Annotated in this window: 22 protein-coding genes; 3 read left to right on the top strand and 19 right to left on the bottom strand. The window is 50.5% G+C overall.

Going from position 1 to position 24794, the window contains the following annotated elements; genetic code table 11:
• Nucleotides 1-5 precede the first annotated feature (5 nt).
• Entirely contained in the window at nucleotides 6-1445 is a 1440-nt protein-coding gene (locus tag BUB81_RS13235) for an aldehyde dehydrogenase family protein (RefSeq protein ID WP_073323512.1), read from the top strand.
• On the top strand, nucleotides 1442-1888 hold the full coding sequence (locus BUB81_RS13230; protein ID WP_245819200.1) for a PaaI family thioesterase: 447 nt from the start codon (nucleotides 1442-1444) through the stop codon (nucleotides 1886-1888). Before BUB81_RS13235 ends, BUB81_RS13230 begins: the two co-directional genes overlap by 4 nt.
• A 99-nt stretch (nucleotides 1889-1987) precedes the next feature.
• Here BUB81_RS13230 and BUB81_RS13225 read toward each other — a convergent pair whose 3' ends face one another.
• From BUB81_RS13225 to rsgA, 8 genes are all read right to left on the bottom strand, one after another.
• Nucleotides 1988-3274, bottom strand: coding sequence for a TRAP transporter large permease (locus tag BUB81_RS13225; RefSeq protein ID WP_073323510.1), 1287 nt, complete (start codon nucleotides 3272-3274; stop codon nucleotides 1988-1990).
• Nucleotides 3275-3277: 3 nt separating this feature from the next.
• Nucleotides 3278-3778 (bottom strand): TRAP transporter small permease, encoded by a 501-nt coding sequence (locus BUB81_RS13220; RefSeq protein ID WP_073323509.1) that lies wholly within the window; start codon nucleotides 3776-3778, stop codon nucleotides 3278-3280.
• Between the two features lie 3 nt (nucleotides 3779-3781).
• Nucleotides 3782-4795, bottom strand: a complete 1014-nt coding sequence (locus BUB81_RS13215; protein ID WP_084526530.1) for a TRAP transporter substrate-binding protein — start codon at nucleotides 4793-4795, stop codon at nucleotides 3782-3784.
• A 592-nt stretch (nucleotides 4796-5387) separates the two neighbouring features.
• Nucleotides 5388-5648 (bottom strand): helix-turn-helix transcriptional regulator, encoded by a 261-nt coding sequence (locus BUB81_RS13205; RefSeq protein WP_073323507.1) that lies wholly within the window; start codon nucleotides 5646-5648, stop codon nucleotides 5388-5390.
• Nucleotides 5648-5932, bottom strand: a complete 285-nt coding sequence (locus tag BUB81_RS13200; RefSeq protein ID WP_073323506.1) for a type II toxin-antitoxin system RelE/ParE family toxin — start codon at nucleotides 5930-5932, stop codon at nucleotides 5648-5650. The genes BUB81_RS13205 and BUB81_RS13200 overlap by 1 nt, the downstream gene beginning before the upstream one ends.
• 307 nt (nucleotides 5933-6239) lie before the next feature.
• Nucleotides 6240-6956: a hypothetical protein gene (locus BUB81_RS13195; protein WP_073323505.1), complete on the bottom strand. Its 717-nt coding sequence runs from the start codon at nucleotides 6954-6956 to the stop codon at nucleotides 6240-6242.
• Entirely contained in the window at nucleotides 6953-7837 is an 885-nt protein-coding gene (locus BUB81_RS13190) for a P-loop NTPase family protein (protein WP_073323504.1), read from the bottom strand. The genes BUB81_RS13195 and BUB81_RS13190 overlap by 4 nt, the downstream gene beginning before the upstream one ends.
• A gap of 338 nt (nucleotides 7838-8175) precedes the next feature.
• Nucleotides 8176-9216 (bottom strand): ribosome small subunit-dependent GTPase A, encoded by a 1041-nt coding sequence (gene rsgA / locus BUB81_RS13185; protein WP_073323503.1) that lies wholly within the window; start codon nucleotides 9214-9216, stop codon nucleotides 8176-8178.
• Between the two features lie 397 nt (nucleotides 9217-9613).
• On the opposite strand from rsgA, the gene BUB81_RS13180 reads away from it, so the two are divergent.
• Nucleotides 9614-11365: a GGDEF domain-containing protein gene (locus BUB81_RS13180; RefSeq protein WP_073323502.1), complete on the top strand. Its 1752-nt coding sequence runs from the start codon at nucleotides 9614-9616 to the stop codon at nucleotides 11363-11365.
• 180 nt (nucleotides 11366-11545) lie between these two features.
• Here the strand turns inward: BUB81_RS13180 and BUB81_RS13175 are convergent, their stop codons facing one another.
• The 11 genes from BUB81_RS13175 to BUB81_RS13125 form a co-directional block, all read right to left on the bottom strand.
• Nucleotides 11546-12340 carry an IclR family transcriptional regulator gene (locus BUB81_RS13175; protein WP_073323500.1) on the bottom strand — a complete coding sequence of 265 codons (795 nt, stop codon included), beginning with the start codon at nucleotides 12338-12340 and terminating at the stop codon, nucleotides 11546-11548.
• 213 nt (nucleotides 12341-12553) lie between these two features.
• Nucleotides 12554-13762, bottom strand: coding sequence for a 3-oxoadipyl-CoA thiolase (locus tag BUB81_RS13170; protein ID WP_073323498.1), 1209 nt, complete (start codon nucleotides 13760-13762; stop codon nucleotides 12554-12556).
• 2 nt (nucleotides 13763-13764) lie between these two features.
• Nucleotides 13765-15303: a 3-hydroxyacyl-CoA dehydrogenase gene (locus BUB81_RS13165; protein WP_073323496.1), complete on the bottom strand. Its 1539-nt coding sequence runs from the start codon at nucleotides 15301-15303 to the stop codon at nucleotides 13765-13767.
• A gap of 4 nt (nucleotides 15304-15307) precedes the next feature.
• Nucleotides 15308-16963, bottom strand: coding sequence for an electron transfer flavoprotein-ubiquinone oxidoreductase (locus BUB81_RS13160; RefSeq protein WP_073323494.1), 1656 nt, complete (start codon nucleotides 16961-16963; stop codon nucleotides 15308-15310).
• Between the two features lie 130 nt (nucleotides 16964-17093).
• A complete protein-coding gene (locus BUB81_RS13155; RefSeq protein WP_073323492.1) occupies nucleotides 17094-18020 on the bottom strand; it encodes an electron transfer flavoprotein subunit alpha/FixB family protein in 927 nt (308 codons plus the stop codon).
• Nucleotides 18021-18770 (bottom strand): electron transfer flavoprotein subunit beta/FixA family protein, encoded by a 750-nt coding sequence (locus BUB81_RS13150; protein WP_073323490.1) that lies wholly within the window; start codon nucleotides 18768-18770, stop codon nucleotides 18021-18023.
• 9 nt (nucleotides 18771-18779) lie between these two features.
• Nucleotides 18780-19916, bottom strand: a complete 1137-nt coding sequence (locus tag BUB81_RS13145) for an acyl-CoA dehydrogenase family protein (RefSeq protein ID WP_073323488.1) — start codon at nucleotides 19914-19916, stop codon at nucleotides 18780-18782.
• Between the two features lie 12 nt (nucleotides 19917-19928).
• Nucleotides 19929-21125, bottom strand: a complete 1197-nt coding sequence (locus tag BUB81_RS13140) for an acyl-CoA dehydrogenase family protein (RefSeq protein ID WP_073323486.1) — start codon at nucleotides 21123-21125, stop codon at nucleotides 19929-19931.
• A 94-nt stretch (nucleotides 21126-21219) separates the two neighbouring features.
• On the bottom strand, nucleotides 21220-22482 hold the full coding sequence (locus BUB81_RS13135) for an acyl-CoA dehydrogenase family protein (RefSeq protein WP_073323484.1): 1263 nt from the start codon (nucleotides 22480-22482) through the stop codon (nucleotides 21220-21222).
• Nucleotides 22483-22507: 25 nt separating this feature from the next.
• Entirely contained in the window at nucleotides 22508-23497 is a 990-nt protein-coding gene (locus BUB81_RS13130) for an NADPH:quinone oxidoreductase family protein (RefSeq protein ID WP_073323482.1), read from the bottom strand.
• Nucleotides 23497-24561, bottom strand: coding sequence for an alcohol dehydrogenase (locus tag BUB81_RS13125; protein ID WP_073323480.1), 1065 nt, complete (start codon nucleotides 24559-24561; stop codon nucleotides 23497-23499). Before BUB81_RS13125 ends, BUB81_RS13130 begins: the two co-directional genes overlap by 1 nt.
• Nucleotides 24562-24794 lie beyond the last annotated feature (233 nt).

Genomic DNA, 24794 nt, shown 5'->3' with positions numbered 1-24794 from the left:
TCACAATGCAAGCGAAGACCACTGAATTTTACATTAACGGGGAATGGGTAAAGCCCGGCACCTCGCATACGCGCAAGCTGATTAATCCTGCCACAGAAGCCGTTAGCGGCGAAGTGGCAATGGGGGAAAGTGCCGATGTTGATGCTGCCATTGCTGCGGCAAAAGCGGCATTTCCGTCCTGGTCGGTCAGCCCGGTTGAAGACCGCATTGCGCTGCTCGAACGCATTATTGGCTGCTACAAAAAACGCTACGCCGATATTGTTCAGGCGATTACGCTGGAAATGGGGGCGCCTGTGTCGTTGAGCCAAAGTGCTCAGGCGGCGATGGGCATCGGGCATTTCTCTGCCACGCTGGAAATACTGAAGTCCTTTGAATTTAGCCATCAGCAGGGCACAACCGAAATCCGCAAAGAGCCCATTGGTGTGGTGGGTTTAATTACCCCCTGGAACTGGCCAATGAATCAGGTGGTGTGCAAGGTCGCACCGGCATTGGCTGCGGGGTGTACCATTGTGCTCAAACCCAGTCAGGATGCCAGCTTGAGTGCGGCTATTCTGGCTGAGGTACTGCACGAGGCGGGTGTGCCTGCCGGGGTGTTTAATCTTGTGCAGGGTTCAGGCTCCAAAATTGGTGATTACATGAGTCGCCACCCCGATATCGACATGATTTCTTTTACCGGCTCTACTCAGGCTGGCGCAGAAGTGAGTAAAGCGGCCGCTGATACTGTGAAGCGCGTTGCGCTAGAGCTCGGCGGTAAGTCGGCCAATATCATTTTAGACGACGCCGACATGACCAAAGCGGTGACCAATGGCATTAAAGCGGTGTTCGCTAATTCCGGGCAAACCTGTACGGCCCCTACGCGTATGCTGGTACCCAATAGCAAAATGGCCGAAGTCGTTGCCATAGCCAAGGCTGTGGGCGAAGCATCGCAACATGCGGTAGGTGACCCGACTAACGATAAAACCGGCATTGGCCCGGTGGCGCATCAACGTCAGTTTGAAAAGATTCAGGCCATGATTGCCCAAGGCATAGAAGAAGGTGCAACGCTATTGTGCGGTGGCACGGGTAAACCGGAAGGCCTGACACAGGGCTATTATGTGAAGCCAACAATATTCACCGATGTAACCAACGACATGACCATTGCCAGAGAAGAGATCTTTGGCCCGGTACTGGTGATCATTGGTTACCGGGATGATTCTGACGCGGTAGCCATAGCCAACGACAGCCCTTATGGCCTGAGCGGTTACGTGTCGGGTGCCGATACAGACAGAGTACGCCGTGTCGCCAGTCAGATGCGTACCGGTATGGTGCATTTGAACGGCGCCCAGCCCGATTTACACGCCCCGTTTGGCGGCTACAAACAGTCGGGTAATGGCCGGGAATGGGGCGAGCATGGCTTGCAGGACTTCCTGGAAATTAAATCGGTACTTGGCTGGTACAAGTCATGACAGGCGGCGCTGCAGTAAAGCTGCCGGACATGGCCTATGAGCTCATGGAAACCGGTTACCATGCGATGCTGAATTATCAGCATCGCGATTGGGGCAAAGGGTTTTCTACCGTTACTCTGCAAATTGAGCCCAGGCACCTGAACTTAGCGGGCGTGTTACACGGTGGTGTACTGTCGGGCTTACTCGATATTGTGTGCGCACAGTCCGGGATTTACTTTCCCGACGAGCAGGTGATTCGTCGCTCGGTAACCTTGTCGCTCACCACAACCTTTACCGGTCAATGTAGCGAAGGACTGATCACTGCTTGTGGCAAAGTAAGAGCACAGGGTCGACGCATTTACAGCGCGTCAGGTGAAGTGAAAGATGCACAAGGTAACTTGTTGGCTTTTGGCGAAGGCACGTTCCGTTACCGCAGTCAGGACCCGATACCGGCAAATAAGTAACCGAGTTATAGGTTGTAAAGCAATAAGAAAAAAAAACTAAAGCCGGGGGATGTAACAACATCCCCCGGCTTTTTTGTGCTTTGTGAATGATCGATATAGCTAAGTCAGGCTCGGTAACCACAGTGCCAACGACGGAAAGAGCAGAGTGAGGATTAACACAATGATCAGCGCTGCAATAGGCATAAGCGCGCCTTTCATTACCGTGCTAAGCGGCATATTACCAATGTGCGATACCACATACAGTACGCCCCCCATGGGCGGTGTAATGAGCGCCAGGTTCACGTTAATCAGCAGCATTACCGCAATCCAGATGTTGTCCCAGCCCATGTGCGCAATGACCGGCACCAGCAACGGAATAACCAAGTACATCAACGCCAGTACTTCTAAAAACATACCCAGCACAAACAACACCAGGTTAATAATAATCAGCAGCGCCATGGGCGAGATGTCCATGCTGATAATTGCACTTAACACTTCTTGCGGCATGCGCCCGAAGATCACGCTGTGGCCCAGAATTGCCCCGCCAATAATGATCATGGTGACCATGGCTGAGGTGACCGCAGCGGCCATGAGCTGTTCCCACAAGGATTTAAGAGAAAGGGTGCGATACACCACAAAGCCAATCACCATGCAGTACACCACGGCAACGGCTGCCGCTTCGGATGCGGTGAAAATACCCAGATAAATGCCGCCCAGAATAATTACCGGGGCCATGATCCCCCAGAACGCTTCTTTTACGGCGTGGCGTTTCTTTTGTGACGGCTTTTGAGCCGGCGAAGCGTGTTCAGCATGACCGGTGAAGACCATAAACAGCGAATACAACAAAATCAGCAGCAAGCCGGGGATTACACCTGCCATGAACAGTTTGCTGATCGATTCGTCGGTAAGGTAACCGTACACGATCATCACAATACTGGGTGGGATCATGCTGCCCAGTGTGCCGCCCGCCGTGATCGCAGCGGCAATTTTGGACTCTCCGTAACCGGCTTTGCGCAGTTCCGGAATAGCAATTAAACCCATGGTCGACGATGACACAAAGCTCGACCCCGTCATAGCAGAGAACACGCCACTGCTGCCAATGGTGGCGACACCCAAACCACCGCGTAGCCGCCATAAAAACACCTCAGCGGCACTGAACAAACGCTTGCCCATACCGGTGGCGGAAATAAGCTGTGCAGCCAGAATAAACAGTGGAATCGCGACCAGAATGTCAGAGTCGATAGCCGAGTAAGCTTTATCTACCGCAATGTCGGTGGCTGTGTCCGGGCCCACGTAAGCGCTCAATAATAGAATAGCTAAAAAGCCCAGCCCGAATGCAACGGGTAAGCCGCTGAGTAGCACCAGCATAAATACCACAATACCCAGTAAAATCATTAACGTATCCATTATTTAGTGACTCCCCTGGGCAATGTTGTCTATGGTGTGACTTAAAAACTGCAGGCTTAGCAACACACCGCTAATGGGCACCAGACTGGCTGGCAGCCATAACGGCGTTTGCATTAAGCCGGTACTCGTGTCGCCCAGCGCGTACATGGCCATAGTCATGTCAGTGCCTTTCACCACAAACATCAGTGAATAACACAAACCCACCGCGTTGGTGGTAATGGTGAGTCGGCGGCGCTTGGCCGGTGACAATTTATCGACAAAAAAGGTAATGGCGAAGTGGCTGTTCATTTGAAGCGCATACGCAGCGGCCAAAAAGCCAACGGCCATCATTAAGTAAACCGAGAACTCCTGAATCCAACTGCTGGACACACCGGTGGTGTAGCGCACCACAACCTCATAACTCACCACCAGGGCAAGTACTAACAAACAGAGCGCGGCCAGCCACGCGCCGGCTTTGCACAGGGCATCAATGGTGTATTGAAATGAATAACGATGAAGCTGCATGAGTTACTCCTGAGACGTAGCCGGTTGGGGCAAGTTTAGTTCGAGCAGGCGCTGGGCCTGAGGGCCATTCCGCTGCGCCCACTCCTGCCATACCTGTTGGCTGGCTTGTTGTATTAGTGAGCGTGTGCCTGTGGGCAGGGCCGAAACCTTGCCGCCGTTCTCGCTGATCACCTGCTTAAAATGTGCTTCCATGGCTGCAGATGCGCCAAGGGAATAAGCTTTTTGCTTCTCGCCTTCTTCCAGCATGATCTGTTGGATGTCTTCAGGCAGTGAGTTCCATACGTCCAGATTTACCGTCATCAGCACAGTAGGAAAGCTCATGTCGGTAACGGTAACAAATGGCGCGACTTCGTGATTGCGCTGAAAATACCCGGTAACAATGGCGTTCAGCATGGCATCGGCCACACCGCGTTTTAGTGCCATGTATTGTTCACTTTGGGGGATTGAGGTATCGGGCGCGGCTTCTAATTTATGCAGTAAGTCGGTTACCATGGGGCTGGTGGCCAGCACGCGCAGGTTCTTAATATCGGCAATGCCATCGATACTGCCCTGGGCGCTGAATACCTGCACACCGCCACTAAATGCCGGGTAAACAAGCTGCAGGTTTTTCTCCTGCATGGCCTGCTGAATAATCGCCAACGACTCACCGGCATAGGCATTGGAAGCTTGCTCCATAGTGTCGTAGGCAAATGGCAGATACACCCCTTGCAACAGCGGCACGGTGGCCATCAAACGCGGCTGTAATATAACGCCCATATCAATGAGCCCTCGCGCTACCGCACGGTGCATATCTTTAGGGCCATAAAGCTGCCCACCCGGATATTCTATGATTTGAATGCGACCCGCCGCCCGTTCGTTCACCGCTTCAATCCATGCATTGCGTGACTGCGACAGGTAATGTTTAGGTGGCCCCCAGGACGCCAGACGCAACACGCGGGGCGACTCGGCCTGGGCAAATGTAGGGATAAGCAATAAGCTTATACAGAGTCCAATAACACAGTGAGTAAATCTTTTCATTTCGACACTAAGTTTCGCATTGTGAAATTAATGTTTCATGTTATTCTTTTGTTGTAGCAAAAGTCAACGAAAAGTAACAAGTGATTTACAATGGTTTGAGGAGTTGGTGAGTGAATATGGATTCTGTCAGACAGCGTGATTAGCGGAATTAGTTACAATTATTACCATATCTGCGCTAACGTTTGTGTATCCGCATTTACGGAGGTGAATATGGACAACCGCACACAACTCAGCGTTGATGAAGAAACGAAGCGCTTGACGCAACAAATGGCAGCAGGTCAGGGGGGACGACAAATAATAGTTGTGGACAGCTTGCTGAACAGGTTAACGAGGCGTTTAACAAACTAGATAATGGAAAGAGTGAGTTTGTTTCTCATGACGACGCTCGCCTGGACATGGAAGCGAGAAAGACGAAAGTTAGGAATAGAACCACAAATGGTCGCTAGGGAAAGCCTATCTGGCCGTTTAGTTAGTGCTTCTTGAATTATTTTACGAAACTAAGACCTACAGATCTAACGATCAGCTTATTGTTTATTAGTTACAGTTTCACTTTTAAGCCATATGTTAAGTGAACTGTGTGATAAACACTCAGTTATGCCGCATTGTCACTTTCAACTTCCCAGCCCGGGAAAACCAATACCGCTGGGTGGCATTTTAAAGCCCGAGCGAGTGATTTTGCACGCTCTACACCTAGATTTACGCGGTCATTTTCTATTGCCGATATAGTTGATTGGGGAATACCGGCTAACTTTGCTAATTCGTTTTGACTGAGTTCCTGCAGCTCGCGCATTATGCGCACTGACTCCCCAGTCGATATTGACACTCGTTTTTTAGCTTTCTGAAAATCTGCCATTACGATCTCCTGTGATAATCATGAGGGGTAACCTCTACCACGTGGACATACAGTTCTCCGTTTTCAACGGAGTAAATAACTCGATACTGTTGGTTTAGACGAGAAGAGCGAGAGCCTTTCCAATTTCCAGACAGCGCCTCATCTTTGAAACCTTTGATTAAACACAAACCAGCAGGACCAGAAATCGCTACGATATCCTTCCATTTTTCGTAACGCTTTTGTATTTCCAACGGCGCTTTCGACGGCTGTTTGTCTAACCGTTTATGTTCGAATATCTCCCACATAACTAAAAGTATATATACCTAAAATGGTATGTCAATTTGACGGGCAGAATACAAGCTGTCCCGGTGCATTCAGAGTCATATTTATTTCCCAAGAGAAACCAGGTTCAGTGCATCAATGCCAAGCTGCATCTGTCTGTACTACGCACAAATTGATAGCTTGCCTTAAAACAGTCCGCAATAAAGCTGTACTAAGTGAGTGAATTCCACTTGATACGAAGTTGTTCTCCCTAAACCGCACTAGTCCACACCGTTCTGTGGTATGGGCTAGTGATTAGTGTCAGGACGCGCGGCAGAATTTTCCAGTCAGTCAATCAGGAACGTAAATCTTGCCTGACAGCGCCTTGTGCTGAAGTACTTCTTGGCTGAATTGCTTCATTTGAGCATGACTTACACCAGGCCGAAACATCGGGAAGTAGGCATAAAGCAGCCTGTCATCTGCATCAAAATACAGGGTGTAAATAAGCCGTCCCTTTTGGTTGGTAACGTCTTGGTGTCTTGCTACTGTATAAATCTTATTCAGTACCTGAAGCCAGCCACTATGCTCTGCCAGGATGACGATAAGTGTCTTATCCAGCAATACATCTTTGTATTGCTCTGTAAACATCGCTGGTCGATTAGACAAGCACCACCCAAGATACTGGTTTGCATCCAGCCCGGTATATTCGGTCAGTTCTTGCGGCCACTCATCACTTTGTTTTTTCCTAGCGATTGGATAAAACTTCAGGTTAATTTCATTATTCAGGTACAGCGCGTTATCGCGATAATGCCGCCAGTTAGACAGGTTTTCGCCTTCACTGGCAAATAAAGTCATGAGTTTGGGAATAATAACTCCCGGCCTTCCCAGTGAATAAGGCAGGCGCGTTCGTGTTTCCGGCTCCCAGGCTCCATCACAGTCCAATGTTTCGTTTAGGTGAGGGACAGACTGCATAGGCCCACCATCCTCAATGGTTAGAAATACGAACGATGCATCACGCCGTCCATCTCGACGCACGAATTGCAATAATCTTTCCTGAACACTCTTCATAATTCACATTCCTTTTGTGATTCGTTTGCTGGCAACGGGCAGACGTCTATTCTGCCTATTCCATCATGATACAAAGCCACACTTAAATGGCCTAAACCGGTTCGGCTGTCATAACGCAAGTCGATTGCTGGTTGGCAAACAACTTGACGGGCAGAGGAAACACTGTGTTCGCATAGCAATATTCCATCAACAAATGCGGGTAAGGCCCATGACTCAGGCAGGCAATTACGCACTGCCAGTTCTGACGTGCCGATTGAGATCCCAACCGACATAATTAAGCTGACCTTGTGACGCAGCGCGAGTTCCTTGAGTCTCTGCGCAATCGACTTTGTATTGGTCTCACTAAGCCAGCTTTTATCAGTGACACCTTCTATTATCACTACTTGTATTTCAGGGTTATAGGAGAGTGTTTCTTCGAGCGTTTTTATGTAATATTCAAACGCGCTTTCGGCTGCTACTGCAGTATAGAGCGCATTGAGTTTTCGTATCTTTTCTAAGCATTCATTAACGGCCCACCATTGGGCGTCAGTGAACCTGGCTTTGAGCACCTTTGATACCGGTAGCTCTAATTCTCGCCCGACGACCTCACACATAAAATGTCTCACCCTCGTCCTATCACCCATGAACAACGTTTGCTTATTTTCGTTGTGAGACTGGATAGCCAGCGCTCTGGCAACGGCATCAAAATGCGAGGACACTTGTCCGGCTACAATAAACACGTCGCCAGGTTGTAGTTCACCGATGGCGGCTTCAATAGTAAAGCAGCCTGCCCCGGCTGATTTGTTTCTTAGGTTCACCATGCATTCCCAGTAATCCAATAGTGATAGTAAGCTGGTAGCGGTGTCTTGAACGCCGTTTGATGTTGCGAGTTGTATTGTCATTCGATTTTCCTATAGGTAGAGCTAGACCCAGACAGATTCAACATCGCGGTTTTAGAAGTTCGCTTAATACAAAGTGATTTATAAAATACTGATTTTATAGTTTATATTTTAGTTCTGATTAACAAAGTGAGTGTCGTTAGAAACTGCTTTATTGTTCTTTTTTTTGGTTATCCCGATTTACGTTAGGCTCACCGATTGAACAAATCAGTGTTTTCTTTTGGCTGCAGAACATGGCTCAGAACTCGGGCAAGAACAACCAATACTGCTAGATACATAAAAGCATCAGCCAGCCCTAACGTGTGACTGATGCTTGTTTGCAGAAAGGAAGCCGGTAGCGTCTACCGGCCTTTAAACTTGCGTGACTCCTTTTGTGAATAGTTCACAAAGCGGGTGAAGGCTTTATCTTTTGCGCGCTTTTCTGCCAGCGTGGCTGAGTTCAGTTCGTCTTCCTTCAGCAGTTTTTTGTAGTTAGCCAGTCGCCGTGGATCAAGCTCGCCTTGTGCCAACGCAGCCTGCACTGCACAACCCGGTTCGCTGTGATGCTGACAGTCGGCAAACCGACATCCTTCGGCCAGTTGCTGAATGTCGGCAAAGGCCGACACTATGCCATCATGGCAATCGGCTAACTGCAGTTCCCGCATGCCAGGCGTATCCAGTATCAGCCCGCCATTGGGCAACGGAAAAAGCGAACGACCCGTGGTGGTGTGACGCCCTTTAGCATCGTCTTCCCGAATACCCTGAGTAAGCTGACGCGCCTCTCCCAGTAACGAGTTGGCGAGGGTGGATTTACCCACACCCGACGAGCCCAGCATCACCACCGTGCTACCGGGTTTCAGCCAGTCACTTAATGCATCGGCACAAGATGAATCCAGCGCATTCAGGGCAACTACCTGTAGTTGCTTATTGATGCTGCGCACGTTATCAATCCATTGCTCAGGCTGTTCGGTTAAATCGGCTTTGGTTAACACCACCACAGGTTCAACTTCAGCAGCCTCGGCCAGCGCCAGGTAGCGCTCAATACGGCTGGGATTAAAGTCTTCGTTCATGGAGCACACAATAAACGCGGTATCGACATTGGCTGCGATTAACTGCCAGTCGTTGCCGGTACCGGCAGACTTGCGTTTAAAGCAGCTGTAGCGCTCCAGCAAACGCAGGAACTGATGCTGCTCGTTAAGCAACAACCAGTCGCCCACCACCAATGCAGGCATGCTGGGTACAACAGGCAAACTAAAGGTGTGCGAGTCAGACACCACAGTAAGCTGAGATTTGTGTTGTTCGGTAACTCTTACAGGAATAACGCAATCCCACTCTTCAAGAGTGAGTTGTTGCTGAAAAAAAGGACGCCAGCCCATAGCGGCGAGAATGTGAAAATTAGTCATAACTAACCCTTAACTAACGTTAATGTTTTCATTAAGGGGGCAAAAGGCCCCGGCATTAGCACCGGGCGAAACTGGGTGGTTTTAGTTAACCCATAGCCCGGTCAGGGTGACGACAATCATCAATACTCTCCTAACCGTTGTTGACAGGGGGAGTATAGCTTGAGATTTGGGGTTAGGGAATGATTGAACTATTAACGGGTTTCTCTTAATGGCAATGGTGCTTTTGAATAAGGGCAAATTGCTTGCAGTACTGATTGTGAATATTTGAGTCCAATTTAGGTATAAGTAAGTAGTTGATTCATATTTAATTATCTGGCTCAATAAAGGCTGATTGGGATTCAGTTAACGATTTTGAAGTGTATTTCTAGCCGTGTAACGAAGTAGGATATTGGACGTCGTGGTTAAAGTAAGAGTTATTTTGGCAATCTTTTCTTTGATAATAAGTCAACAAGTGAATGCTGAAGAAAAATGCCAATTTTTCGATGACAAAGTGTCGGATAGGCTTATTCAATATATAAAAGACAGTGACTTGAGAGCAGCTAAGCTCTTGGTAGATGAATTGGAATCAATATGCGATTACGGAAATAGGAATACGGAACAAGATGTTTTAATAGATATTGGCTGGCTATTTATTTTCAATCATGACTTTATCTATCCTCCAAAAGAACCTATTGATGTTGATGGTTTAGCAGACAGAATCAGATTGTTACCTAGACGATACAGATTGATTTCTTATTCTGTTTTGGCTGAACACTATATATTAACAGGCGACTTCAGTGATGTACTGAATGTAACTAATTTTATTGAAAATGAGCAGCGAAGCTCTCTAGTTAATTCAGATAGCAATTATATATATATCAATCTCAGTTACATCTACAGTTTAGTTGGTTTTACTAAGCTCGCAGAAGATTATGCAAAGAAAGCATATGAGCACGCGACAAGTCCGATTGAACAGTTGCGATCTTTGATTGTTTTTCAAAATTTGAGGTATCTTCATTCAGGAGAAGAGGAATCTGGAGAAGAGGAATTAAGGACAGAAATTACAAGGCTTATAACTGAAATAACGTCGAGTATTGTAAGAGCAGAAGGATATAGCATTCTTACTGAAGCAGAGTTAGAAAATGGTGACTACTTTAGTGCAAAGGAGTGGTTAGAAAAAGCATTGACTGATACGAAGAAAAATGGGGCTAGTAGACATCATCTTAATTTGCTAATTACGAAAGCTGAACTAGCAATTAAAAATTCAGAATATCAAGAAGCTTTATCGACATTAGAAGATATACACGGTTATCCATTAACTAAAATTAGGGATTTTACTAAAGTTAGACTGTTTTCACTTGAAGCTAAAGTCTATCAATATAAAGGCGATTTTGAGGGTGCACTAAATTTAGCAAGAGCGGAAATGTCATTATCTTCAGAAATTAATAGAAAGTTAAATGACGCAGTGGTTGCCGATTTGCTAGCTAGGTATAACTCGTCAGAGAAAGAAAGAGAAATAGCCACTCTGCAACAAGAAAAACAACTTCAAAAGACACTGAATAGTCAACAAAAGCAGTTGATACTAAATTATATATTAGGTGTTGCAACATTAACTTTGTTACTTCTTATTTTATTCATTTTATTTTGGAGAAAGCGTAAAAGTGCATCTCACTTCGAATATATTGCTTCGTACGATCAATTAACCCAGGTTTTAAATAGACGTGCTATCAATAAAATCGCTGAGGAGAAATTTAAATCTAGTACCCTAAGTGATTTTGTTGTTGCCATTGCTGATATAGATTTTTTTAAAGCGATTAATGACAACTATGGTCATAATATTGGTGATGAAGTGTTGAAGCAATTCGCTTTGTGTGCGAAATCGGTTATGCGTAAAAGTGATTACTTAGGGCGGTGGGGAGGAGAAGAGTGGCTTTTATTATTTTCAGATGCTAAACCTCAAGAATTAAGAGATTTTTATTCAAGATTGCAAAAATCACTTTCAGCTCTAGAGATTGATAATCATACTCTTAAAATAACTTTCAGCATGGGAGCAGTATCCTCTTCGCAATATTCTAATTTTGCTGACGCGTTAAATGAAGCAGACAAATTATTATACAAAGCAAAGAACAACGGTAGAAATAGGTTAGTCACAAGCAATGGTGAAATATAGCCAAAGAGTTGTACATCGACCTACTGTCAGGAGTGATAAATGATGCCAAATTTTAAGCAGGTTAGTCAGATCAAGGCTAGTTGTAGACTCTGGAGCGTAATCCATTTAGCCCAAAAAGCCAGTTACCTCTCAGCAACTGGCTTTCTTAAATCAAACGGTAGAACGCTTAAAACGAAAAACCTAAACCCCGGTCCCAATAATATCTCTGGCTACGTGCACCAGTTGTGGGCCTAAGCTTTCCATGGCCATTTCTTGTGATACCAGATAGGTTGGGCCACCGCAGTTAAGTGCCATTATGCGACCGTCTTGCAGTTTTAGCGGTACGCCTACGCTGTTTACTGCGCGGTCCCAGTCGCCAAACGAGGTAACGAAACCGTGCTTGTCGTAGCATTCCAGTGCGGCTTCAATGCCTGCTTTGTGTTTTGGCCACTTGTCGCCGGCGCGGGCTTCCATTTCTTTCATTACTACGTCGCGTTCTTCCTGCGGAAGGCCTGCTAAGTAGGCGCGGCCTGCTGCCGAGGTGGAAATGGGTAAGCTTGAGCCTACGTCCATGCGCAGTGCCTGGGCGTCGTCGCCGCGGCAGTTTTCTACGTAAATCATGGTCAGGCGTTCGCGAATGGTTAGGCCTACCGACAGGTTCACGCGTTCTGCCAGGCGCTCCATAATGGGCTTGGCAATGCGGCGCACCTGCAGATTAGAGGTATAGGCATAACCCAGAGCTAACACACCTGCGTCCAGTTGGTATTTTTCCAGTTGGGTTGAGTACGACAAATACCCCAGTTTGCTTAGGGTGTAGGTCATGCGGGAAATGGTGGGTTTGGGCAGGCCGGTGATCCGTGCCAGATCCTGGTTACCCAGTACACCGCCTTGTTGGCTGAATGCGCGTAACACATCCAGGCCGCGGGCTAGTGATTCAATAAATTTCCGGTCGCTACTGTCGCTCTTCTTACGTGGCAGGTCACTAAACTCTGTCATACAAAGTGATACTCTTTTCCTAAACGTCCAACCGCTATTTACTACTCTAAGCGTATTAGGTCGCGGTAAGCTTAACTACTGCTTACTCTATGAATTAACTGGCTTTGGGCCTGAGTATACACCGGATGCCGCGCTTTACCAATGCTCCGGAAGTTCATGATCTGTTGTTCATTGTCAGAGTGAATTCTGGCAACGCGCAGCAGACCCGATAGGCTAAGCCAACTCCCTCTCCAGGATCATGGCAACGCCCTGACCCACGCCGATACACAAGCTGACTACTGCGTATCGGCCTTGTTGTCGTTCTAACTGACGCAGGGCGGTTAACGCCAGCCGCACGCCCGATGCGCCCAGTGGGTGCCCTATGGCAATGGCGCCACCGTTGGGGTTGATCCGGCTGTCGTCGAACGCTACGTTCAGTTCTTTTAAGCAGCCAAGTACCTGAACGGCAAAAGCTTCGTTAATTTCGATTACGTCTATATCGTTCAATATTAAGTTGGCACGCTGCAGGGCTTTGCGAATAGCGGCAACCGGGCCTAAGCCCATTACCCTTGGCGCAACTCCGGCTACTGCACAGGCCACCACGCGGGCTCGGGGGCGCATGCCCAGCGCCTCACCGGCTTCCTTGCTGCCCAGCAACAACGCTGCTGCACCGTCGTTTATGCCCGAAGCGTTACCGGCGGTTACTACGCCATTGGCGAACAAGGGTTTGAGTGAGGCCAGCTTGCTTGCTTCGGCATCGGCTCTTGGGTGTTCGTCTTCGGCTACGTCAACGGTGGTTTTGCGCTTTGCGCCAGGCACCGTTACCGGTAGGATTTCATCGTTAAAGAAACCGTCGGCTTTGGCCTTTTGGTATTTGTGTTGCGAGGCCAGGGCAAAGGCGTCGCTTTGTTCCCGGCTAATGCATAAATCGCTGGCAATGTTGTCGGCGGTTTGTGGCATGGTGTCGTTGCCTACGGCGGCTTCCACTTTGGGGTTGGGGAAGCGTGCGCCAATGGTGCTGTCGAATACCACGACGTCGCGGCCAAAGGGCTGGCTGTTCTTGGCCATGACGAACGGCGCGCGGCTCATGCTTTCAACGCCGCCAGCAATCATCCAGTCGCCTTCGTTACACATAATCGCGCGGGCCGCTTCTATGCTGGCTGACAGCCCGCTGCCGCATAAGCGGTTTTGGGTTTGCGCGGCAACCGTTTCGGGTATACCAGCTAATAGCGCGGCGTGGCGCGCAACGTTACGTGCGTCTTCACCGGCTTGGTTAGTACAGCCAATGATCACATCTTCAATGGCGTCGCCCGATACATCGTTACGCGCCAATAAGCCCTTCAGGCATAAAGATAACAGGTCATCAGGGCGGGTGTGGGCCAACACCCCGCCGTGACGACCAAAAGCAGTGCGGATCCCATCGTATATGTAAGCGTGTTTCATGATCAGGCTCCTTGAATGAGTGGCTTGCCAGTTTGCGCGTTAGTTTGAATTTCGCGCTGCAGCCATATGCTGGGGCGGTAACGCGGGTCGCCGCTTTGAGCGAATAGGCGTTGCAGTAGAGTTAACACGTTGGCCGGGCCAATTTGACTGGCCCAGGCAAAAGCGCCTTGTGGGTAGCCCAATCCCAGTTGCATGGCGCGGTCGATATCTGCGGCGCTGGCAATGTCTTTGTGCACCATGTCGCAGGCAATATTGATAATGCAGGCCAAAACCCGCTGACTCACAAAGCCGTAGCTGTCGTTAATCACTTCTACCTGTTTGCCGGTGCTGGCGAACAGGGCGTGGGCGAATTGTGCTACATCGCTGCGGGTGGCTTGTGTGCGCATGAGCACGCAAATGTCGGTGTCGGGGAACAGCGGATCTACTGCGATTGTGCGGGTAGCGTCCAGGCCATGTTCAAATGCATAGCCGGAAGCATCAGTGCCCCAGGGGCTGATAATGATCAGTGCGTCTTCAGACGGCTCTTTACCTTGCTCAATCACCGCGTTGGTGTTGCTGAGCAATTGCAGCACCTGCTTGTGTTCGTTGCTTCCTCTGCCTGCGATCCACACTGGCATGGCTTTGATGTCATCGAGTGAAGGCGTGGCGGGCTGCTCGGGTATTTGCTGCTTACCGTCGGTGTAGGTGTAAAACCCTTTGCCGGTTTTTCTGCCTAGCAAGCCGGCCTGCACACGTTGTTCTGCCAGTGGGCTGGGGCGATAGCGCGGGTCGTGATAAAACTGCTGGTAAATCGACTCGGTGACCTTGTGGGAAATATCCAGTCCGGTTAAATCAAACAGGGTAAAGGGGCCCATTTTAAAACCGCACTGAGCGGTAAGAATACGGTCGATTTGGGCAATGTCGGCGACTTGTTCGGCCAGCACGTGCAGCGCTTCGCCGCCGTATCCGCGGCCAACGTGATTCACCAAAAAGCCCGGCATGTCTTTTACCGTTACCGGCGTATGGCCAATGGCATGGGTAAGGGCAACAATCTGTTCTACCACGTCGGCGCGTGTTTGCAGTGCGCCAATTACTTCGGCCAGTCGCATTAACGGCACAGGATTAAAAAAGTGCCAGCCCACTACGCGTTCCGGGTTAGCACAACCGGCTGCGATCTGGGTCACTGATAATGACGAGGTGTTCGTCGCCAGAATACAGTGCTCGGCTACCAAAGTTTCTAACTGTTGGAACAAGGCAATTTTAGCGTCGTAGCGCTCAACAATGGCCTCGACAATCAGGTCGCAGCGGGCCAGTTGGTCCAGTGCATCGGTTTGTGCCAGCGACAGGTTGTTCATGGTCTGCTCAACGCTGATCCCGGTCAGGCGGCCTTTGGCAGCTTGCTTGCTCAGCATGGCGTGAATGTCATCGCGGGCCGACGTCAGCGCCTCGACCTGGGTATCAACCAATACCACGTTTTTACCGTTGGCCAGCAATACCTGTGCAATGCCGCGGCCCATGGCGCCTGCGCCGACTACCCCTGTGTGTTGAATAGTATGCATCATTCACCTACATGTTCGGGTAGTTCGGGCCGCCGGTACCTTCGGGCGGTACCCAGCAAATGTTCTGCGACGGATCTTTAATGTCACAGGTTTTACAGTGCACACAGTTTTGCGCATTGATTTGCAGCTGCGGGCCAGACTCGGCTTCCACAATTTCGTACACGCCTGCCGGGCAATAGCGCTGGGCGGGTTCGTTGTATTTGGTTAGGTTTACTTTTACCGGAATGGCCGGGTCGAGTAAGCGCAAATGGCTGGGCTGATCTTCTTCGTGGTTGGTGTTCGACAAATACACCGACGACAGCTTGTCGAAACTCAGCTTGCCATCCGGTTTAGGGTAGTGCTTTTCAGGGCACTCGCTGGCAGGTTTCATTTGCGCGTAGTCGGGCTTGGTGTCGTGTAGGGTCCAGGGTAAGCGACCTTTAAACAGGTTTTGCTCTATCCAGTTGTAAGCACCGCCCATAATGGGGCCGAACTTGTGCATCGCAGGGCCGAAGTTGCGGCTGGCGTGCAGTTCTTTGTGTAACCAGGAATCGCGGAAAGCGTCAGTGAAGCCGGTCAGCGTGTCTGGCAGGTTTTCTTGCTCGTTCTGTATTAGCGCGTTAAGCACGTTTTCCGCGGCAATCATGCCCGACTTCATGGCGGTATGGGTGCCTTTGATTTTGGCGAAGTTCAGGGTGCCGGCATCACAGCCAATCAATAAGCCGCCGGGGAACGCCATGTCGGGCAGGGCATTTAAGCCGCCTTTGGCAATGGCTCTTGCGCCGTAGCTTAGGCGTTTGCCGGTAGAGAGTACGTCAGCAAACAGCGGGTGATGCTTCATTTGCTGGAATTCGTCGAAGGGGCTGATGTGCGGATTGCTGTAGTTCAGATCCACAATTAATCCTACCACCACCTGATTGTTGTCGGCGTGGTACAGGAAAAAGCCGCCGGTAGTGTCGTTGTCCAGTGGCCAGCCTGAGCCGTGCACGACCAGTCCTGGTTTGTGTAACGCTGGGTCGATTTCCCACAGTTCTTTTATGCCAATACCGTAGTGCTGGGGATCGCTGTTTTCATCGAGCTTGAACTGACTGATAAGCTGTTTGCCCAGGTGGCCGCGACAGCCTTCGGCAAACAGGGTGTATTTACCATACAGCGCCATGCCAGGCATGTAGCTGTCTTTCTGTTCGCCGTCTTTGCCAATGCCCATGTCGCCGGTATATACGCCTTTTACCCGACCGTTGTCGTCGTAGGCGATTTCAGCAGCGGCAAAGCCGGGGAAGATTTCTACGCCAATGGCTTCGGCCTGGGTGGCCAGCCAGCGGCACACGTTACCCAGACTCACAATGTAGTTGCCGTCGTTGTGCATAGGGGCGGGTATGGCCCAGCCGGGTACTTTGGTGGCGCGTTGCTGATCTTTAAGTAGGTACAGTTCGTCTTCGGTAACGGGCGTGGTAAGCGGTGCGCCTTTTTCCTGCCAGTCTGGGATCAGTTCGTCCAGGGCTGTGGTTTCTAATATGGCACCCGACAGAATATGGGCGCCTACTTCAGAGCCTTTTTCCAACACGCAAACACTGATGTCCTGTTGCTTGTCGTTCGCCAGTTTTTTCAGATGATAGGCTGCCGATAAACCCGCAGGTCCGGCACCGACGATCACTACGTCAAACTCCATCGATTCTCGTTCCACAGCTAATCCTCTTTTCTTAAATTGTGTTATTCCGCCAGGCAATAGCGGCCGGAGACCTTAGTTTGCAGTGTGAAAACACTGGCTGCGCAGCGAGTGCGAAGCTGGCAGCCAATGTTGAGGTCACGCTTGGTTACAGCAAACTTTCCAGTTCGGGTAATACCTCGAACAGGTCGCCTACCAGGCCGTAGTCGGCAATCTGGAATATAGGCGCTTCTTCGTCTTTGTTAATGGCCACGATGACTTTGGAGTCTTTCATACCGGCCTGATGCTGAATGGCACCTGAGATACCCACGGCAATGTACAGGTCCGGGGCCACGATTTTGCCGGTTTGACCTACCTGCATGTCGTTCGGCACAAAGCCTGCGTCTACTGCGGCGCGTGATGCGCCCACTGCCGCGCCAAGCTTGTCGGCGACTTTTTCCAGCAGGCTGAAGTTCTCGCCGTTGCCCATACCGCGACCACCCGAGATGATCACGCCAGCGGCGGTCAGCTCCGGGCGCTCAGACACGGCCAGTTCTTCCGACACAAATTCACTTTGGGCATTGGCATGTACCAGGCTGCAAGGGGTAATGGTGGCGCTGCCGTCGGTACCCGCTGCATCAAAGGCACTGGTTCGCACGGTGATTACTTTTTTGCTGTCGAGAGACTGAATGGTAGCCAGTGCATTACCCGCATAAATCGGACGCACAAACGTATTGGCGCTTTTCACGGCCACAATGTCAGATATCTGAGCGACATCCAGCAGGGCTGCTACACGGGGCATGGTGTTCTTACCTGTCGTCGTGCCAGCGGCAATCACGTAGTCAAAGTCGCTCGCCAGTTCAGCAATCAGCTTGGCGGTGTTTTCGGCCAGTTGATGTTGGTAAGCGGCGTTGTCTGCAACCAGTACGGTATCCACACCGCTCACGGCGCTGGCTTGTTCAGCCACGGCCTGACACTCGCTGCCAATGACCAGAATGGATATAGGCTGATTTAACTGACTTGCCGCATTAACGGTATTCAAGGTAGCAGGTTTTAACTGCTGATTATCGTGTTCTGCAATCACTAAAATGGCCATTTAGATCACCTTGGCTTCGTTTTTAAGTTTGTCGACCAGCTCGGCAACAGATTTCACTTTTACACCGGCGCTACGCTGAGATGGCGGGTTAACGCCCAGCAGTTGTGTGTGCGCTGACAGAGTTACGCCCAGTTCGTCTGGCGTGACGGTGGCAAGTGGTTTGCGCTTGGCTTTCATAATGTTGGGCAACGACGCGTAGCGCGGCTCGTTCAAACGCAAATCGGTGGTAACAATTGCGGGTAGCTGCAGCGACAGGGTTTGCAAACCGCCGTCGATTTCGCGGGTTACTGTTACGCTGTTGTCGGCGACGGAGACTTCTGACGCAAAGGTGGCCTGTGGCATATCGCACAAGGCGGCGAGCATCTGACCGGTTTGGTTGTTGTCGGAGTCGATGGCCTGTTTACCCATGATCACCAGTGAAGGCTGTTCCTGCTCAACTACTTTGGCCAGCAGCTTTGCCACATTCAGCGATTCGGTGTTGGCGGTGGATTCCACCAGAATGGCGCGGTCAGCGCCCAGGGCCAGCGCGGTACGCAGTTGTTCCTGAGCTTCGCTGGCACCTACTGACACCACCACGATTTCGCTGGCAATGCCTTTTTCTTTCAGGCGCACGGCTTCTTCAACGGCAATTTCACAAAACGGGTTAACCGCCATTTTGACGTTGGTTAAGTCAACGTCGCTGCCATCGGGCTTTACGCGGATCTTGACGTTGTAGTCGATCACGCGTTTTACGGTAACGAGTACTTTCATGGTGAACTCCTATGCAGCCTGACGCTGTTTAACCAGGTTGTCTAAGTGGATGTCCATGGAGCCAAACAGGGTGTTGATCATGGTAAGGCGCTTGAACATGTGGCCAACATCCAGCTCGTCGGTCACGCCCATGCCGCCGTGCAGTTGCACTGCGGTTTGGCCTACCAGACGCGCTGCCTGACCCACTTTCCATTTCAGGAACTGGCTGGCTTTATTGGCTTCAGCCACTTGTTCTTCGCTATTGCCTTCACCAATGGTGATAGCCGCGTAATACACCATGGAGCGGGCTTGTTCGCATTCCATAAACATATCGACCATGTTGTGTTGCAGGATCTGGAACTTCGCAATGGGCACGTCGAATTGCTTGCGCACTTTGGTGTACTCCACCGTGGCAGCGAGCATTTTGTCCATCACGCCAACGGCTTCCGCCGATACGGCCACAATGGCGTCATTCAGTACAGCCTGAATCACAGCTGCCGCATCGTCGCTGTCGCCCAGAAGTTCGGCGGCGACGTTGGTAAAGGTCAGGTCGCTGGCTCGGGCACCATCGTTAGTCGGGTAGTGATGTGCTGCTACACCTTCGGCGTTCGCGTCTACCAGGTACAGGGCAATGTTGCCGTTGTTATTATGTGAACGCGCCGCTACTACCAGTTTGTCGGCGCTCTGGGCATGCAGTACTACCTGCTTCTTGCCGTTGAGTACTACACCGCTAGCTTGTGTGCTGGCTTGTGTGTTAATGCTGCTGATGTCGGTAGCTGACTGGGCTTCCAAACCGGCAAACGCCAGTTTTAGTTCGCCGCCCACAATGCCGCCAATCAAAGCCTCTTTTTGTTCAGCCGTGCCGCCGCGCTGAATAGCGTTACCGGCCAGTACCACGGTAGACAGGTAAGGCTCCACAATCAGGCCTTTGCCCAGCTCGGTCATTAAAACCATCAGGTCGGTTGCGTTGCCGTCAAGGCCACCAAATTCTTCTGCAAAGGGCAGGGCCAGCCAGCCCAGTTCTGCAAACAACTGCCAGTTGTCTTCGCTATAACCCAGTTCGGAATGACTGTGCTTTTGGCGCGTTTCAAAGTCGTAATCGTTGTGAATGAATTTACCGGCGCTGTCTTTCAGCATTTGCTGAATATCATTTAATGCAAAATCCATGATTGACTCCCGTTACAGTCCAAGCACTTGCTTGGCAATAATGTTTTTCTGAATCTCGTTACTGCCACCATAAATGGTGACCTTACGGTTGTTGTAGTAATGCGGCGCGGCATTCGGTGCGAAGAACGGCTCAATGCGAGGCTCGTAACCGGCTTCGTCGTACTGCTCGGGTACAAATGGCAGTGCATAGATACCGGCGATCTCCACATAGAGTTCGTCCAGTGCCTGTTGGATCTCGGTGCCTTTGATTTTCAGAATGGATGATTCCGGGCCCGGTGCGGTACCGGTACTGACTGACGACAGCACGCGTAAGTCAGTGAACTCCAGTGCTTTAAGCTCCATTTCAACCTGTACAACACGGCTCATAAACACACTGTTGTTTTTCAGATCCGGGCAGCCTGCTGGTGGCTGGTTTAGCAAGTCGTACAAGGCACTCAGGCGCTGCTTGGAAACCGCCACACCAGCAATGTTGGTGCGTTCGTGGGTCAGCAGTACCTTGGCGTAAGTCCAGCCGCGGCCTTCTTCACCTACCAGATTTTCAACCGGTACTTTCACGTCCTGGAATGCCACTTCGTTTACTTCGCGGCGGCCGTCCAGGGTAATAATGGGTTTTACCGATACGCCTGGTGAGGTCATGTCGATAAGCAAAAAGCTGATGCCTTTTTGTTTGCTGTCTTCGTCGCTGGTACGAACAAGACAGAAGATCCAGTCGGCGTGATGACCCAGCGTTGTCCAGGTTTTGGTGCCGTTAACAATGTAGTGATCGCCGTCGCGTACGGCGCGGGTTTTTAACCCGGCAAGGTCAGATCCGGCATTCGGCTCAGAGTAGCCCTGACACCACCAGGTGTTCGACGCCAGAATGTCAGGCAGGAAGCGCTGCTTTTGTTCTTCGTTACCGAAGGTATAAATGATTGGCGCAACCATAGAATAACCAAACGGGATCTGGCGCGGCGCTTTTGCCTTGGCTGACTCGGTTTGGAAAATGTATTTCTGTGTGGGCGTCCAGCCGGTGCCACCGTGTTCAACTGGCCAGTTAATGCCAGCCCAGCCTTTTTTGTATAGCGCTTTTTGGTAAGCAACGGTGACTTCAGCACTAAAGCTTAAACCGTTGTCGATGTGTGCCTGAACGGATTCTGGCAGTTCTTCGCGGAAGAAGGTTTGCACTTCCTGTTGGAAGGCCAGTTCTTGTTCGGAGAAATTAATATTCATAAAACTGTATCCTGCAAAAGTGACGCCCAATAATAGGTTAATCAATCATCATTTGCAGTATACAGTTTCACATAGCGAAATCAACAGTTCATTTTTAATTTATTTCGTCATATTCAGGACGAAAATAAAAATGGCTGACATCCACCGCTTTTTCGTTGGTGCGTTTGATTTCCATACGGGCGATTTTGCGAATGTGCACTTCGTCAGGACCGTCTGCGTAGCGCAGTGCTCGCCCCTGCGACCACATATCGGCCAGCGGCAGATCTTCCGAGGTGCCCATGGCGCCGAAAGTTTGCATCGCCCGGTCTACCACCGTGGTGTGCAGAGTAGGGATGAGTGCCTTGATAAGGGAAATGTCATCGGCGGCTGCTTTAGATCCCACTTCATCAATTTTCCACGCGGCTTTGAGTACCAGTAGGCGCGCTTGCTCTATTTCTATCCGCGAGCGAGCTATCCAGTCGGCTACGGCACCGTGCTGATATAAAAACTTGCCATTGGTTTTGCGTTCTTGTGCCCGGCCTATTAATAGCTGCAGAGCCAGTTCGGCTTGTCCGATGGAGCGCATACAATGGTGAATCCTGCCCGGGCCTAATCGCGCCTGGGCCATGGCAAAGCCTTTACCTTCCTCGCCCAGTAAATTGCTGGCTGGTATGCGTACGTTGTCGAACAGGATCTCACAATGCCCATGGGGGTTAGTGTGATTCATAACTTTTAAGTTACGCAGGATCTTCACGCCGGGGGCGTCGCGAGGGATCAGCACCATGCTTTGCTGGTGGTGCGGATTGGGGTTATCCGGATCGGTTTTGCCCATTAATATAAACAGCTTACAGTGGGGATGCGCCGAGTTGGAGATATACCATTTGCGGCCAGACACAATATAGTCGTCACCGTCGCGCGCGATGCGGGTCTGAATATTGGTGGCATCCGATGAGCCTACGTCGGGTTCGGTCATGGCAAAGGCTGAGCGTATTTCACCGTTCAATAACGGGTTCAGCCATTGTTCGCGCTGCTCAGGTGTGGCAAATAAATGCAGTAGCTCCATGTTGCCGGTATCCGGCGCATTGCAGTTAAATACTTCTGAGCACCAGGGCACCCGACCCATGATTTCCGCCAGCGGGGCGTATTCCAAATTGCTCAGGCGCGTACCGGGCTCGTTGTCCTGTAATCCCGGCAGAAATAAATTCCATAGTCCTTCGCTCTTCGCCAGTGTTTTCAGGTCGGCCATAAATGACACCGGATATTGCCCGGCTTTTACTTCGTCGCGGTATTGTTGCAGGCGCGGATAAATATGCGCGTCCATAAAGGCGGTCAGTTGCTGCTGCAACTGTTTTACGCGTTCGCTGTGTTCAAAATGCATAGTGTCCTCGCAGTGTTAAGCCGTGTTAGACATTGATAAGAGGCGAAATAATCAGCTTGCCGCGGGCTTTGCGATTAATCACATCGGCAAATGCATCGGCGGTGTTGGCAAGCGGGTAGGTGGTATCAATGTGCACGTGTACTTTGCCAGATTGATACCAGTCGAGCAGTTCACGCATATTGTCGGCATAGGCTGCCGGGTCGCGTCGGGTAAAAGCACCAAAGAACACGCCAACTACGGCGTACTCTTTTACCAGCGCCAGGTTTACCGGGAATTTGGGGATATCACCGCCGGCAAAACCGACGACCAGTAATCGTCCTTCAGGGGCCATATTGCGGGTACATACATCAAACAACTGGCCGCCCACCGGGTCATACACCACGTCTACGCCTTTGCCGTTGGTTAATTCGCGCAGTTGGGTCTGCAGATCGTCGCTGCTGTAGTTAATCAGCTCGTCGGCGCCGTTTTCTTTAGCAAGTGCCAGTTTTTCTTCACTGGAGCAACCTGCAATGACACGGGCACCCATGGCCTTGCCAATTTGTACCGCTGCCAAACCTGTGCCGCCTGCGGCGCCTAATACCAGTAAGGTTTCACCCGCTTGCAAATTAGCGCGTTGTTTAAGCGCGTAATGGGCAGTACCGTGAGCCAGTATTAAGCCGGCTGCTTCGTTCATGGGAATAGCTTCTGGTACCGGAATTAAACGCGCAGCCGGTACACTGATGAATTCGGCACAGGCACTGTAATGGGTACTAAGACCCACAACGCGGTCGCCTTTTTTAAGGTGAGTCACGTTGTCGCCTACGGCTTCCACCACGCCGGAAAACTCGGCACCGGGTACAAACGGGCGCTCAGGTTTGGCCTGATACAAGCCTTGTACTAATAATGCATCCGGGAAATTTACGCCGATGGCACTTACCTTTATTAAGGCTTCGTCGTTACCGGCAACAGGCAGGGGCCACTCGCCAAAAGCAAGCTGATCCAGTGGGGCAAATTCATTGCAAATCACGGCTTTCATTATTTGCCTCCTGCTGTGTCAGGGGTCAGTACTACGCGGCCGGCGACTTTGCCGTCGCGCAGATCTTCCAGTGTCTGGTGGGCACAACACATGTCGCGCTGAGAAATTTTGATGGGGGCAATTTTACCTGCATGCACCAGCGCCATGAGCGCGTGCATGTCGCTTAGGCTACCCACAAACGAACCTTTAATCGTAATGGCTTTCAGCGGCAGGATCGGTACCGACAGCGGCATGGCACCGCCGAACAAACCTACTACCACTAATGTACTGCCTTTATTGAGGGCCTGTACGCCGAAACCGGCACTGCGATCGGAACCCACAAAGTCAACGGCAGCTGCTACGCCACCGTAAGTGCGTTTGATGAGCGCACCAAGCGCAGCCTGATCGCGCGGATCGATAACCGCATCGGCACCTTCATCTAATGCAAGCTGACGTTTGGACTCGTCGATATCGGCCACAATGACTTCGCAGTCGAGCAGGGCTTTGGCTACCGCCAGACCGCTCAGGCCTACGCCGCCAGCACCAATGATCAGTAGCTGACGTCCTTGTACGATATCTTTGATTTGTTCGATGGCGCTGTAAGCCGTTACGCCGGAGCAGGCGTAGGTACAGCCCAGCTCGGCTGGCAGGTCTTTCAGTGGGAACAGATACTTGCTGTCTGGCACTACCACATAGTCGCTGAAGCCACCGTCTACGGCGATACCCAGTGATTTGGGCTGATAGCAGAGGTGTTCTTTGTCGGCCTTACACAGCGGGCATTTCCCGCAACCAATCCAAGGGTATACAATGACTTTGTCGCCAATGCTGGCATCGGATTGATCACCACAGGCCACGACTTCACCCGCTATTTCATGGCCGAGTGTAAAAGGCAGTTTATGGCTGCCGCGCATATCAATTTTGTGGTCGCCGCCTAAATCGAAATAGCCTTCCCATACGTGAATATCGCTGTGACACACGCCACAGGCATCAATCTTTATCAGTACCTGGTTCGCTTCTGGTACCGGTGTTGGGTAATCATGGCTGCAGAGCGCCTCGCCATAATTTGAAAACTGTTCACTTTTCATAATCGTCCTATTTCAATGCGTTCAATGTCTGTCTGTTCAAATTGATAAGTCGCGAAAAATAATACCGCATAGCGAAACGCTAAGTCTACATAAACTTAACAATTTAGTGTGAATAGTGAACTGAACAGCACTCAGTTGGACGCAGCGGGGCGAAACATAGCAATAAACACGTCGTTTTCGTCACGTATTATTAGCTAAATGATTTTTAAATACCGCATAGTGAAATTATATTT

Origin of the sequence: Marisediminitalea aggregata, assembly GCF_900129565.1 — a bacterium.
GTDB lineage: Bacteria > Pseudomonadota > Gammaproteobacteria > Enterobacterales > Alteromonadaceae > Alteromonas > Alteromonas aggregata.
This window is presented reverse-complemented; position numbering and strand designations above follow the sequence as displayed.